The organism is Streptomyces sp. NRRL S-495 (assembly GCF_000966955.1).
GTDB lineage: Bacteria > Actinomycetota > Actinomycetes > Streptomycetales > Streptomycetaceae > Kitasatospora > Kitasatospora purpeofusca.
The window spans coordinates 1-13,396 of record NZ_JZWY01000283.1 but is presented as its reverse complement, the minus strand read 5'-3'; the positions used below and the strand labels follow the sequence as shown (position 1 = coordinate 13,396).

At 71.4% G+C, this 13,396-nt stretch carries 9 protein-coding genes; 7 read left to right on the top strand and 2 right to left on the bottom strand.

Annotated elements, in window-relative coordinates; translation table 11 throughout:
- A partial coding sequence (locus tag VR45_RS48640; protein WP_234325988.1) for a hypothetical protein occupies positions 1–329 on the top strand: 329 nt, incomplete at its 5' end.
- A gap of 326 nt (positions 330–655) precedes the next feature.
- Positions 656–1,045, top strand: a complete 390-nt coding sequence (locus VR45_RS16240) for a hypothetical protein (RefSeq protein ID WP_045940473.1) — start codon at positions 656–658, stop codon at positions 1,043–1,045.
- Between the two features lie 334 nt (positions 1,046–1,379).
- Here VR45_RS16240 and VR45_RS16235 read toward each other — a convergent pair whose 3' ends face one another.
- Positions 1,380–2,993: a peptide chain release factor 3 gene (locus VR45_RS16235; protein WP_045940472.1), complete on the bottom strand. Its 1,614-nt coding sequence runs from the start codon at positions 2,991–2,993 to the stop codon at positions 1,380–1,382.
- Positions 2,994–5,179: 2,186 nt separating this feature from the next.
- Between VR45_RS16235 and VR45_RS46945 the strand changes: the two genes are divergently transcribed.
- The 3 genes from VR45_RS46945 (at position 5,180) to VR45_RS16215 (ending at position 9,557) form a co-directional block, all read left to right on the top strand.
- The gene (locus VR45_RS46945) at positions 5,180–5,476 is read left to right on the top strand and encodes a hypothetical protein (RefSeq protein ID WP_159394228.1); all 297 of its coding nucleotides are present in this window, start codon (positions 5,180–5,182) and stop codon (positions 5,474–5,476) included.
- A gap of 134 nt (positions 5,477–5,610) precedes the next feature.
- A complete protein-coding gene (locus VR45_RS16220) occupies positions 5,611–8,961 on the top strand; it encodes a S16 family serine protease (protein WP_159394227.1) in 3,351 nt (1,116 codons plus the stop codon).
- Positions 8,962–9,296: 335 nt separating this feature from the next.
- Positions 9,297–9,557: a DUF5302 domain-containing protein gene (locus VR45_RS16215; RefSeq protein ID WP_063772493.1), complete on the top strand. Its 261-nt coding sequence runs from the start codon at positions 9,297–9,299 to the stop codon at positions 9,555–9,557.
- A gap of 262 nt (positions 9,558–9,819) precedes the next feature.
- Here the strand turns inward: VR45_RS16215 and VR45_RS16210 are convergent, their stop codons facing one another.
- Complete coding sequence (locus VR45_RS16210) at positions 9,820–11,046, bottom strand: glycosyltransferase (RefSeq protein ID WP_052709131.1); 1,227 nt, start codon at positions 11,044–11,046, stop codon at positions 9,820–9,822.
- Between the two features lie 297 nt (positions 11,047–11,343).
- Here VR45_RS16210 and VR45_RS16205 point away from each other — a divergent pair, with 297 nt between their 5' ends.
- Together VR45_RS16205 and VR45_RS16200 are read left to right on the top strand one after the other, a co-directional pair.
- The gene (locus tag VR45_RS16205) at positions 11,344–12,474 is read left to right on the top strand and encodes a glycosyltransferase (protein ID WP_045940469.1); all 1,131 of its coding nucleotides are present in this window, start codon (positions 11,344–11,346) and stop codon (positions 12,472–12,474) included.
- 39 nt (positions 12,475–12,513) lie between these two features.
- Complete coding sequence (locus VR45_RS16200) at positions 12,514–13,305, top strand: glycosyltransferase (protein WP_045940468.1); 792 nt, start codon at positions 12,514–12,516, stop codon at positions 13,303–13,305.
- Positions 13,306–13,396: the final 91 nt, after the last annotated feature.

Below are 13,396 nucleotides of genomic sequence, written 5' to 3'. Positions count from 1 at the left end.
GTCTTCGCCCCGCGCGAGGCGGGGCGGCCGGTCGCCGCAGCCGCACCAGGACGGAGGGCGCCGCGTCCGGCGGCCCGGGATCACGAGTCGGCGGGAGGCGAGCGGTGGAAGGGCCGCAGGCCGCACGGCGGGTGCGCACCCCCGGCCCCCATACCCGGGCGGCGCTTGCGGCGGCCATTGCTGAGGCGGTGCGCGACCGCGACGAGCGGGTCCTGCGCCGGCTGCTGGCCCGCTTCGCCGAACAGGTCGCCATCACGGACCTGCCCGCCCTGCGCGACGCCCTCGGCGCCACCGGGCGGAGCGGTGACCGCCCGCCGGAGGCCCGGTAGGGCCGCGCTGGCCCGCCGTACTGCCCGATCTGAAGGTGCGGGCGGCGGCATCGCAGGTCAGGCACAGGGAAAGGTCTGCCGGTGCAGGCCGGTAGCAACTGAATGATGTTGCACAGTGATGAGGGTTTTGGCCCCTCGGAGTCGCCCCCGCGGAGGGAAACTCCAAACCGCCTCCTGCTGCGTTGGCTGAAGACCGTCGCGGTGAGGGTCGGAGGAAGAGGTGCTCTTGAAAGGGCGTAGCCGGCCCGGCTCCCGCCTCGGATACCGTGTTCCTCTACGGGGTGCCACAACGGATGTGGCGCCCCCTACCGGAGGTAAGTCAGCGTATGAGTTCAAAGCGCAGCAAGAATCCAGCCCTGCCCGTACTCGACGACGCATTCCGACTCGCGTCGGTCAAGGACGCCGAGGAGTCCACCCGTGACTTGGCCGCGCGGCTGGCCACCACCGAGCTGCGCCGCGTTTCCCACCCGGGCCGGGTCACCTGGGAGCCCACCGAGCAGGCCGAGCCCGTACCGGTCCCGCCGAGTGTGGTCGACGGTGACGGGGACCTGTGGCTGCGGGACCGGGGCACTGGCACCTGGACCATGCCCGAGTTCAACCCGAAGGAGTTCCCGGCCCGCTGTGGCGAGGTTCTGACGTGGAACGAGCTTGCCTGCGAGTACGGCCCGCTGACGGCACTGGCCGACGACCGCCGTATCGGCGGCGGCCGGCGCTGACGGCGCAGCCCTCTGGGGCGACCGCGTCTCCTGAAGCGTCCGTTGCGGGTAGCTGGGAGCTCCAGCTACCCGCCGAGCTCGACGATGGCGGCGAGCAGGTGAGCGTGGTGGTGGCGTGCGACGGCCTCGAGCAGCGCGGTGCGGGCCTGGCGCCATCCGACGTCCTCGGTGCGGCCGGCGTCGGTGGCTCAGCCGAGTAGCGGGTAGCGGTCGGCCTTCGGTTGCCGTGGTGAGCGCGCGGCCCAGCTCGCCGAGCGACTGCTGCCGGTCGGCCAACTGCCCGAGCGGGCCGCGCAGCAGCTTGTCGACGGCGGCCGGGCCGAGAGGTCGGCGATCAGTCCGCCGTGGCGATCAGCGGCTGGAGCAGGATGTCGGGTTGGGCGCGCTGGAAGGCGTTCAGCTGCCACTTGTCGGCGAACAAGGCCAGCAGCACGCCATCCGAGCGGCGGGTGAGCACCTCGCCGCTGATCAGGCGGGCTTTGGCCAGGGCAGCGGCGCCGTCGGCGTCAGTGATCCGGGCCAAGCGGTAGGAGAGCTGGTCGAGGGCGATCGGGGAAGAGAACTCGTGCTCCATCCGGTGCAGGATCACATCGAACTGCATCGGGCCGACCGCAGCCATGACCGGCGCCTGGTCGCCACGCCGGTCGGAGACCAGCACCTGGATCACGCCTTCCTCGTCGAGTTGGGCGACGCCCTTGCGGAACTGCTTGGACCGGCTGATGTCCTTGGGCCGTGCCACCGCGAAGTACTCGGGGGCGAAGGCGGGCAGCGGGGGAAACTCGGTCTTCTTCCCGGTGAAGAGGGTGTCGCCGACCCGCAGCGCGCTCGCGTTGATCAGGCCGACCACATCGCCGGGGTACGCGGTGTCGACCACGGTGCGCTCGGCGCCGAAGACGGTGTGCGCGTACTTGGTTGCGAACGAGCGGCCGCTGGCCGCCCGGGTGACGTGCATGCCGCGCTCGAAGACGCCGGAGCAGACTCGGACGAAGGCGATCCGGTCGCGATGGGCCGGGTCCATGTTCGCCTGGATCTTGAACACCAGGCCGGAGAACTCCTCGCCGACCTCGCGGCTGCCGCCCTTGGCCAGCCGGCGGGGCCCGGGAGCCGGAGCGAGGTCGACCACGGCGTCCAGCAGGAGCTTCACACCTATGTTGGTCAGCGCGGCGCCGAAGAAGACCGGGCTGATCCTGCCGGCCTCGAAGGCCTCCTGGTCGTAGCCGGGGCCGGACGAGAGCACCAGCTCCAGCTCCTCCAGCGCGGTCGTCCAGGCTTCGCCCTCCTGCTCGGCGGCCTTCTCGGAGGTGAGCTGCTCCTCGAGGGCGGCGTGCGTGCCGGCCGGCACCTTGGTGTAGCGCAGCATCTGCTCGGTGTTCCCCGCTTCGACCAGGCCGCGCAGGTTGCCCGCGCTGCCAACCGGCCAGACGACCGGGACGGGGGTGATTCCGAGGTGCGTCTCGATGTCCTCGAGCAGGGTGAGTGCATTCTGGCCGCGCCGGTCCCACTTGTTGATGAAGGTGATCACGGGGACGCCGCGATGGCGGCAGACCGCGAAAAGCTTGCGGGTCTGCTCCTCCAGGCCCTTGGCCGCGTCGACCAGCATGATCGCGCAGTCGACGGCGGCCAGTACCCGGTAGGTGTCCTCGGAGAAGTCGGCGTGGCCGGGGGTGTCGACCAGGTTCATCACGTGGCCGCGATAGCCGAACTGCAATGCGGCCGAGGTCACCGAGATACCGCGCTCGCGTTCCAGTTCCATCCAGTCGCTGGTCACGCCGCGTCGGTCACCCTTGGCGTGCACCGCACCGGCAGAAGTGATCGCCCGCGCGTGCAGCGCCAGCGCCTCGGTGAGCGTGGACTTGCCCGCGTCCGGATGGCTGATCACAGCGAAGGTCCGTCGGCGGCCGGCCTCATGAAGGACCTGCGGGACGGGGAACGATTGTACGGTGCTCACGTGTTTCCTCGGGTACGCATCGGCAGCAGGCCGGGTGACGCCTCTCCGTACCTGGTGAGCCGGGGATCAGGTCCGCAGGCCCAGGAAGCGATAATAGGCTGTCGGGCGGTGTGGCCCCGAAATTCCCGTTCTCCGGGGGAGAGGCTGATCCAGGCTCGTCCGGCCTCGGTCTTGGGCCGGCCGAAGGCCAGGCCGTTGTTGTTGACGGCGGCGAGCGTCCAGCGGACGAAGAGCTGGCGGCCATGAGGTGGACGTCCGACCAGTGCAGGGCGAGGACCTCGCCGCGGCGCAAGCCAGTACCAAGGATGACCTCGAACAGGTCGGCGTACTGCTCGGCGTTGTGCCGCAGGAAGCTCGCGGCCTCTTCCGGAGTCCAGCAGGTACGCTCGGCGGCGCGGGGCTCTGGCGGGACGGAGTGCTTGGCCGGGTTGTAGCGCAGCCGCCAGGAGGAGACGGCGTCGTTCAGCGCGTTGCGCAGCGTGGACGCGGCCGCGCCCGGCCTCCAGCTGGGCGGCGATCCACTCGTCAACGTGATGGGGACGAAGGTCGGGGTAACTCGCCACCTTGGTTCGGCGGTTCTCGTACACCCCGCGCAGCTCACCGTCCAACACCGCCCGCATCTCCCGCAACGCCTCCGCACGGCTGGCGAAACACGCTCAAGGCGACACGCCGCCTGGAAGATCACGCGCTGGGGGTCAAGGGGTCGCAGGTTCAAATCCTGTCGTCCCGACAGTGATGTCGGAAGGCCGTTGGCCGGGAGTAATCCCAGGTCAGTGGCCTTTTTGTTGTTGGCCCGACAGGTGGGGCGCGGCGCTGGGGCAGCCGGTCCGTGATCTTGCTGGGGACCGGCCGGGGACCAGTGGGTCGGCGAAGCCGGGACCCGCCGCGGCTCACCATGGTCCTGGGGGCGCGCGCATTGGGGTTTTCGGATCTTGCCGCATCAGCGTGCACCGTTGGGTGCCCGACGGGTGCGCCGCCGACGCAGGCCCCGGGCCGCCGGCGCGGTGACCAGCTCTCCTCGGGTTCAGCAGCTTTGCGTGGTTGATCGCGTTTGCCCCGGGGGAAGGGCAAGTGCGGCGCCGGTACCACTTGCGCGGCAGGGTGGCCATGTGCACTGGCAGTCGGCCGGCTTGGCGACTTGCCCGGTCGGCCTTGGAATCAGCGCTGTCGCCGGCCGGCCCCGGGCTTGCGGGCAACACCGGGTAGGTGCGTGCCGATTGCCGAGGTGTGCGCCGTCAGTTGCCCTCTCGGAGTCAGCGCGCCGAAGGCGTACGCTGACTCTCCGTCAGAAGTGGTGGCACGAGGTCGGCTGGGGGCGGATTGATGCTGACGTGGATCGAGGCCGTGGTTGCTGGGGCGGGCGGTGGACTGATCGCCGAAGCGGTCGTCACCTACGGACGTCTGCGCAGCTGGCAAGAGGCACGACATGCGGCACGGGCGACCGAGGACCCGCTCCCGCCGCTCGGTAGGTTCGTCGATCCACTGGCAGACTCGCTCGCCGCACTCGTGCGCGTGGCGCTGGGGGGCGCGGCCGGGTGGCTGCTCCATACCGAGGTCACCGGCATCTACGCGGCGGTGACTGTGGGAGCCTCCGCCCCTGCACTATTGGCCCAGATCGGTCGGGCGACCACGCCGACCCAAGCTCTCCGCAGGCCCGGCGAAGCGGTGCCGGACGCGCCTGCGGCCCCAGCGGACCACGGAGGGGCGCCTCCCGTTCCGAGGGAGGCGTCGTGATGGCCGCAGACTCGGTCGCCCGGCGCTCCTGGCGCTCGTTCACCGGCGGCACGGTCGCCCACCGTCCCCTGGCAGGGGCCCGCGCCCGCGAGGGGTACACGCTGCGGCAGCGGCTCTGGGCCTCGTTCATCGGAGCGGACCTGCCCGCCGGACCGCTCGTCGCCGGACCGCTCGTCGCCGGGACGGTCTCCCCGGGGGAACCGGCTGGAAACCGGAATCCGGAGCCCGAGGCTGCGCGCGATCGGTCACGCTCCCGGCCGATTGCTCCGGGTTGGTTTTCTCTCCCGCAGCTTCCGCGGGCCGGCGGCCTGGCCGCTGCGGGAGGGGACACCCCGCTGTTGGAGGCAGCCTCCCCGGACGGCACCGCCCGGTTCCTCGTGCGCAGCCATGGGATCCCCCCTGGGTACAGCCTGGAACTCGTCGTGCACGGAGTCGAGGGCACCGTGCCACTGATGACGGTGGTCGAGTACTCGAGCCTGGTCGGTCCTGAGCAGGTGTTGCTCGTACCCGTGGTTCGGGGGCGTTTCGGACCTGCCGCCTCGTACGTCCGGCTCCCGGGCTTCGGCGGGGAGGGATGGAGGGCCTCCGTGACGGCTCCGGTGGGTCCGGACAGTACGTGGGACGGCGCGACGGTCGCACTGTCGGTCGGCGCAGCGCTCAATGATGCGACCCGTGATACCTGGCGCCAGGTACGGGCGCTGATCACGGATGTCGGTCTTCGTCGCGTCATCGACCAGGAGCTGCGGTGACCGGGGCAGGGGGACCGGGGCAGCGCGCGAGTACCCGGGATCCAGCCCCCTCGGACGCTGTGGCGACGCGCCGAACCAGCGGGCGCTGGAGGGGGGCCCGGGTCGGCTCCACGGCTCGGAGCACGGTCGAGGGTGTGCTGGAGCGGGCATCCGGCCCGCAGGCCGCAGTCCGGGAGCTGCTCGGCGAGTCGGCGTTGTGGTGGAACTGCTGCAGCGAGGGGGTTCGGGAGGATCCGGTATGGCTCACCGGTCGTGGCTGCGAAGAACTGCACGCCTGGCTCGGGGCGACCGCATCGGACCAGGAGCACCCTGCTGTGATGCGAGCCGATCACCCCCTCCTCCTGGCCAGGGCGCTCGTCGCGGCCGAAGGCGGCGCCGAGGAGCACGACGTCGCACTCCTGCAACTGCTCAGGGCATGGGAGGGCGGCGGGCTGCTGTGCTCCGAGGTCGCTCCCGGACCCGCGCGGCCGTCCGGCAAGGAACTCGCCGGACTCTCCCCCCGTCTCGCCGGCGGAATCGACGGCCTCCTGCAACGGAGCCAGCAGCTGCGCAATGCTGCGACTCCGGGCGGGCCGTCGTCCGCTGCCGAGGGACTTCTGGTGATCGCCGCGCTCATGATGGCGGGCATCGCACCGCGCAAGCGTGCTGTGGTCCGGGTCCCGGTGGTCTTCAGTCGCTCATCCGGACGGAGTGGAGAGGCCCCGTCCGCCGAGGGCGTCACCGGTGTTCTGGAACTGCGCGAGTTCCCTCCGGGACCGGCGGGACTGTATCCCGACCCTCGAACGATGGACGGGGTGCGCAGCCCGAACGGCCAGTTCGCCGCAGCGCTGGGCGACGCTTGGCGTCTGGCGGGTTCACAACGCGAAGGCCGCTGCGTGGTGTGGCGGATCGTTCTGTCCGACGAACCCACGGCTCCGGACCGGATCGAGGGACCCTCGCTCGGTGTGGCCTTCGCACTCGGACTCCGGGCCCTGCTCCGGCACCGGCCGGGTGTGGGCCGGCTCCGCGACGTCTTCTACGGACTGCGCCCGCGCACCGCGCTCACCGGTGCCCTTGATGCGGACGGTCATGTGCTCAGGGTCGCCGGTTTGGACGCCAAGCTGCTCGCCGCGCGCCGCAAGGGCCTTCGCCTGGTGGTGCCTGAGGCGAACCGGCTCGAGGTCTTGGGCGCCGCTCCCCGTCCCGGTGATGTGAGGTTCGCTGCCACCCTGCGCGAAGCCGACCGGTACGCCCGGCAGTTCCGTACCGGTCGCATCGCCGTCTCGGCGCTCGTCCTCGCTGCCGTTGCGGCCGGGGTGTTCGCCCTCCACCAGCGCGACCTGGCACAGGTAGGTCGGCAAAGCGCCCTGGTCAGCCAGGTCTCGGCCCGAGCGGATCAGCTCCGCGCCACTGACCCCTCGCTCGCGGCCAGGGTAGACATCGAGGCGTACCGCCTCAGCCCCACCGGGGATCACTACACGCGCTTGCTCGAAGACGCGAACAAGCCGCTGTCCACCGTTCTGAGCGACTTTCCCGGCAGCGTCCTCGCGGTGACGTTCAGCCCCGACGGCCGTACTCTCGCCGCCGTGGGCTCCGACGGAGCCAAGGGCGTCCTGGGCCTGTGGGACATGGCGAACCCCGCGCACCCCACGCTGTTCGGCGAGGCTGTCCGGGTCCGCAACGGGGTCAGCCAAGTCAGGTTCAGCCCTGACGGACGGACTCTCGCGACCGCCGGCGTCAACACCGTCGACACGGTGCAGTTGTGGGACGTGACGGACCGGGCGCATCCCCACGGACTCGGCGAGCCCCTCGCCGGCACTCCGATGGGCCCGCTGCAGTTCAGCCCTGACGGACGCATCCTCGCCACCGGCAGCAGGAAGGTCGAGGACGAGCAGCTGTGGGACGTGACCGACCCCACGCACCCGGCGCCGCTGGGTCCGCCCCTCCGGCACACCTCGGCGGTGAACACGGTGGCGTTCAGCCCTGACAGCCGCACCCTCGCCACCTCCTCCCTGGAGGACGGGGTACGCCTGTGGAACGTCGCGGACCCCGCCCGTACTGTGCCGCTCGACAAGATCTGGACCAGTGCCGGCTCGCTGACGTTCGGGCCGGACGGCCGCACGCTTGCCGCCTCCGATCACGGAAGCGTGCGCCTGCTGAACGTGGCCGATCCAGCCCACGTGGTCGCGGTGGGCAGAGCACTGACAGGCTCCGCCAGCGTTGGCTCCATAGCGTTCAGCCCGGACGGACACATCCTCGCCACCACCTTCGCGGACCACACCGTGGGGCTGTGGAACACCGCCGACCCCGCACGTTCCATCTCCCTCGCCCCGCCCCTGGCCGGCCACACCGCCGCCGTCTACTCCGTGGCGTTCGGCCCCGACGGGCACACCGTTGCTACCGCATCCGAGGACCGCACCGTACGGCTGTGGCACCTGCCCACATCCCTGCTGACCGGCCACACCGACATCGTCACGGAAACGCTGTTCGGCGCAGGAGGGCGCCTTCTCGCCACCGCCTCCACCGACCTCACCGTACGGTTGTGGAACACCGCGGACCCGGCCGGCCCCACTCCTCTCGGCCGGATCCAGGACTCCGACAGCGCCATCACATCCATGGCCCTCAGCACCGACGGACGTGCTCTCGCCACCAGTGTCTACGGCGACAAGCGCGTGACCCTCTGGAATCTGGCAGAACCCGCCCGTCCCACCGTGGCCGCCCGGATCACGAACTTCTCCGCCGGCGTCAGAACGGTGGCGTTCAGCCCCGACGGACGCATTCTCGCCACCGCGACCTCCACCGGCATCAGCGGCGGCGACAACAGTGTGAGGCTGTGGGACGTGTCGGACCTGACCGGTGTCCGCCTGCGCGGCCGGCTGCCGACCGGCGCCGTGACTGTGAGCGGTACGATCGCGTTCAGCCCCGATGGACGTACCCTCGCCGTCTCCGGCCGCTACGTCAACGACACGACGCAGTTGTGGGACGTGACCGATCCGGACCGTCCGGCCCGATCCGGACCGCCCCTCGACGGGGGTTCTGTCTCGCTGGCGTTCAGCCCGGACGGCCGGACCCTTGTCACCACCACCTCCACGGGCGTCACCGACGGTACGGTCCGGTTGTGGAACGTCTCCGACCATTCCCGCCCCGCCCTGCTCGGCCAACCGCTCAGCGGCTACACCAGCCCTGTCAGAGCAGTGGCCTTCAGCCCCGACGGGCATGTCCTCGCCACCGCCGGAAACAGTGTGCGCCTGTGGCGCGTCACAGACCCGGCCCACCCGACCGCGATCGGCCGACCCATGGCCATCGCCGCTGCGGAGCTCACCTCCCTGGCGTTCACCCCGGACGGCAGCACCCTCGCCACCGCCGGCTACGACCACACGGTGCGGCTGTCGGCGCTGGGAGCGGCCCAGTCCGTCCGACAGATCTGCACGAGCACCAACACCCCGACTCGCCCGCAGTGGCAGCAGCATCTCCCCATGCTCCCCTACCACGACGCCTGCGGCTGACGGCGGATCCCGCAGGACAACGATCAGCTCCCGATCCCCTGGCAACATCGTCCCCGGCGCCGAGAACCACCACCGCCCCCATCCAGGGAGCAATCGGGGAGATCTTTTGCCAGTCACATACCCCAAGGCCGACCACTGGTGTATGCGCGGTTCTGCGGGCTGAGCCGGTCCTGACCCCCGCTGTTCCTGCTCGCGGACAACCCCTCAGGACCCGGCCGGGTCCTGAGGGCCGGACGGGGTACAGGATCGGTACCACCCGCAGATGGGAAGCTCGGGCATGACATGGTGTGCGTGAAGCTATCAACCGCCACCATCCCTCAAGGAAGAGGTTCTGCATGAGCAGCAGCGACGTGGAGTCGTCCGAGAACCCCGAGAACTCCGAGAACCCCGAGAACCCGGAGGCCGTGGAGGCTGCCGAGGTCCCCGCGCGCGCCGCCCAGGACGACGTAAAGGCCCGGTTCCTCGCCGCCCTGGAGCGCAAGCACGGCGTCAAGTCCGGTGGCGCGGCCGGCGGCCCGAATGGCGACTCGAAGATCCACGGTACCCACGGCGCGGCGGCCGGCAAGCGCAACTTCCGTCGCAAGAGCGGCGGTTGACAAGCCCGGTTCACGCCGGAGGTGGCCAGGTCCGGGGGGCCTGACCGGGCGGCCGTAGCTGTACGCGACAGGCAAGGGCGCCCCGCTGCACCCAGCAGGTACTGCGGGGTCTTCACCCGCTCGCCGGAGGCGCCGCTGCTCGGCACCGGCCACACGGGGCCGGCCGGGTCCCCGCCGATCCGGGCGGCCACGTCGCGACGCACATGCCGGCCGGGGGAGAGCGTCCGGGGCGTCCCAGGGACGGGAAGGCGGCCCTGCCCCGTCAGGGAACAGGGTTCGGGCCCTCGGCCGGCTGCGGGCCGAGCTCACGTGGAGCGGACGGCTCCGACGCCGGGGTGGGCGCCCCGGTAGGTGTCCGGCGGGTGAGCCAGGTCTGGCGCCGCATGGTGAGCAGGCCGACCAGGTCGAGGTTCTTCAGGGCGAGGTCGATGCCGACCAGGGCAGGCACGTGCCACCGCGGCAGGGCCCGGCGGCGGACGAACGTCCGTGCCGCGCGGGCGCGGTGCTGGACGGACCACCCCGCGGCGATCGCCGGTACGAGCACGTGCCCGTTGGCGGCCAGCACGACGAGGTAGATCTCGCACAGCCAGAACCCGCTGCGGGCGACGACGTCGGCGAGGGTGCCGAAGGCCAGGTAGGGGTGGCGCCAGACCCGGCCCGTGACCAGGGCGGTGAGTCGCACCCGCCAGAAGTTGCGGGCGTTCCTCAGTCGCTGGCCGAGGAATTCCCGGCCGGTTCCCGGATACCGGGACCGCACCGCGGCGTTGCTCTGGAAGACGGTGCGGTAGCCGGCGCGCAGCGTCAGCTCGGTGAGCCGGGTGTCGTCCCCGACGACGCACCGGCGGCCGAGGAAGGTCTCGTCGACGAAGGCGTCGGCGGCCTCCACGAGGACGGATCGCCGGTAGACCGCGGTGCGTCCGATGAGGCACATCTGGGCCCGGCCGGCGACCGTGAACGCGGGGAGCCGGGCCTCCCCCTTGAAGCGTTCCCCCGCGAACTCCCAGATGCTGTGCGGGTCGAGGGCGCTCTGGGAGGTCGCCACGCCGCCCACCTCGGGGTCGGTGAACGGGGCGCGGACCGCGGCGGCCACGCCGGGCTCCCAGACGACGTCGGAATCGACCAGGGCGACCAGGTCGGCGGACACGGCCTGCCACCCCTGCCGCAGCGCCTCGCGCTTGTCCGCCCGGTCGGTGGTCAGGACGCGGACGGGATAGTGGCGTGCCACGTCGAGGCAGGCGAGGTCGTCCTGGTGGACGACGCAGACGATCTCGGACACGTCCTCGGCCAGCCACGATTCCAGCGCCCGCCGGAAGAGCAGCGGATCCTCGCGGTAGACGGGCGAGACGACGGCGAGCGGCAGCCGGCACGAGGCCGTGACAGGCCGGTAGCGGCGACCCACCCGCCGGTGGACCAGGTGCACGGCCCGCACGAAGCCGGCGAGGGCGACGAACGGCACCGCGGCCAGGAGGTGCGGTACGAGCGATGGCACAGAACGGTCCTCCGGCGCCCCGGCCGTGAAGACGGCCGGCCGTGATCGGTCGGCCGTGGTCGGTCGGCCTGTTCCGCCGTCAACGCTGCCCGTTCTCGGCGGAGTTCAACGCGCCGCCGGTCCGCATGGCCGGATCTCGTGGCCGGAACGGCCAGTAACCGTCGAACGACCGAGAGTCATGGGTCGGCGGCCGAACTCTCTGCCATGCTGGCGGCCATGGTCGGCATCTCATCCTCGCCCGGGCCGGAAGCGGACGGTGTTCCCGGGCCACGGGAACCGCGAGCGGCAGCCCGTATCGTGCTTCACGCCATCAACGGGATCGGAGCCGGTCACCTGGCCCGCCAGACCGCGCTGGCCCGCCATCTGCGGGCGGGGCGGACCGGGTTGGATCCGGTCGTCCTCGGTTCCGGCCCCGCCGTGGACGAGGTCTGTGGCGAAGTGCCGGTGATCGAGCTGCCGTCGATGGGGCGGGCGGGGCGGTACCGCGGCGAACGGGCCCATCCCGACATGCTGGCCGCCATCACGGCGATGACGCACGCGGCACTGGCGGGCCTGCGACCCCGGGTGGTCGTGCACGACACCCTGGTGTGGCCGACGGTCGAACGGGCGGCGGCGCTGCTCGGCGCCCGCCAGGCGATCTGTCTGCGACCGCGCCGGGACCTCGCCGACTACCTGGCCCGACCGGACTGCCCGCTGCCGCGGATGGACCTCGTCTTCGTCCCCGACGACCCGGCCGCGCACCCGGAGTTCGGGGAGCGGCTCGAAGCGGCCGGGATCGACGCGATCTGGACGGGACCGGTCTTCCGGACCGCGGCGGCCGATCCGGCGGAGACCCGGGAGAAGCTGGACGTCTCCGCCGAGGAGCGGATGGTGGTGGTGATGTCCGGCGGGGGACGCGGCAACGGGGCCGAGGCGCGCGAGCACTTCGACCTCGCTCTGGCCGCGCTGTCCCGGGTCACCGAACCGGGGCTGTCGGTCATGCTGGTGCTGGGCCCGATGTTCCGCCCCTGGGTGAAGATCCCCGCGGAATTCCCCCATCGCCTCACCGTGCTGCGCGGAGCGCGGAACCTGCCGGACATCCTGTCCGCGGCGGACGTGGTGATCTGCCGCGGAGGCTACGGCTCGTTGCACGAGGCCACCGCGGGAGGCGCCAGGGTCCTCGCCAATCCCGCCCAACGGAACTTCGACGACCAGCGGGGCCGGATCGAGCAGTTCGCCGCCCACCACGCCTGCGAGCTGGTGCGGAGCGCCGCGCCGGAGGACCTGGCGGAGCAGATCGGCCGGGCGCTCAAGGCCGGCCCGGTCCGGGACCTGCCGACCCGCCCCCGCACCGAGTCGCTCGACCGGGTGGGGGAGCGTCTGGCGCACCTGGCACACCAGGACGGGGCCGTTCCCCGGGGCCTGGCCGAACAGTTCATGTACCGCTGAGCCGTGGGCCGCGGGCCGCGGGACGCGTCGGGAGGCACGATGGCGGAATCCACGGGAAGGCTCTCCTACTGCACGACGTGCAAGAACCGTCTCTGGCAGCTCCGCGACACCCTCCCCGACAATCTGCGGCGCGTCAGCGAGGACGGGAACAGCGAGATCGTCCTCGTCAACTACCACTCGGACGACGAACTCGACGCCTGGGTACGTCAGTTCCGGTCCCATATCGACAACGGCACCCTGCGCTACCTCCATCAGCGCACCGAGCCCCACTTCCACGCCTCGAAAGCCAAGAACCTCGCCCACCTCGCCGCCACCGGCACCCACCTGATCAACCTCGACGCCGACAACTACATCGGCGACACCGTCCCCGCCTGGCGCACCCACTGGGCCGCACAACCCGACCTGCTGATCCACGGTTTCAGCCCCGACCGGAACGGCCCGAAACGCTCCGCGGAAGAGGTGGCGCGGCAGCGCCCGGACAGCGGCAACGGAACCTACGGGCGGATCGGGCTGCCCCGCACCCGGTTCCTCGCGCTCGGCGGGTACGACGAGCAGCTCCTGCCGTCCGCCCACGAGGACCGGGACCTGATGGACCGGGCCGAAGCCGTCGGTCTGCCCGCCGTCCGCCGCCCGCAGCCGGGGAGCGCCGCGATCCGCAACAGCCACCGGGAGACCATGCGGTACTCCGGGACCGACCTGGAGTGGTGGGACGCGAGGAACCTGAACAAGCAGAGGTCGGAGGAGAACCTCCGCCTCGGCAGGCTCGTCGCCAACCCCGGCCGGTCCCCGGTGAAGGTGCTGCTGAACTTCACCGAGGAGGCCGCGTTCTGATGCCGATCACCGCGCCCCCGCCGGGGCGGCTCTCCTACTGCACGACGTGCAAGAACCGTCTCTGGCAGCTCCGCGACACCCTCCCCGACAA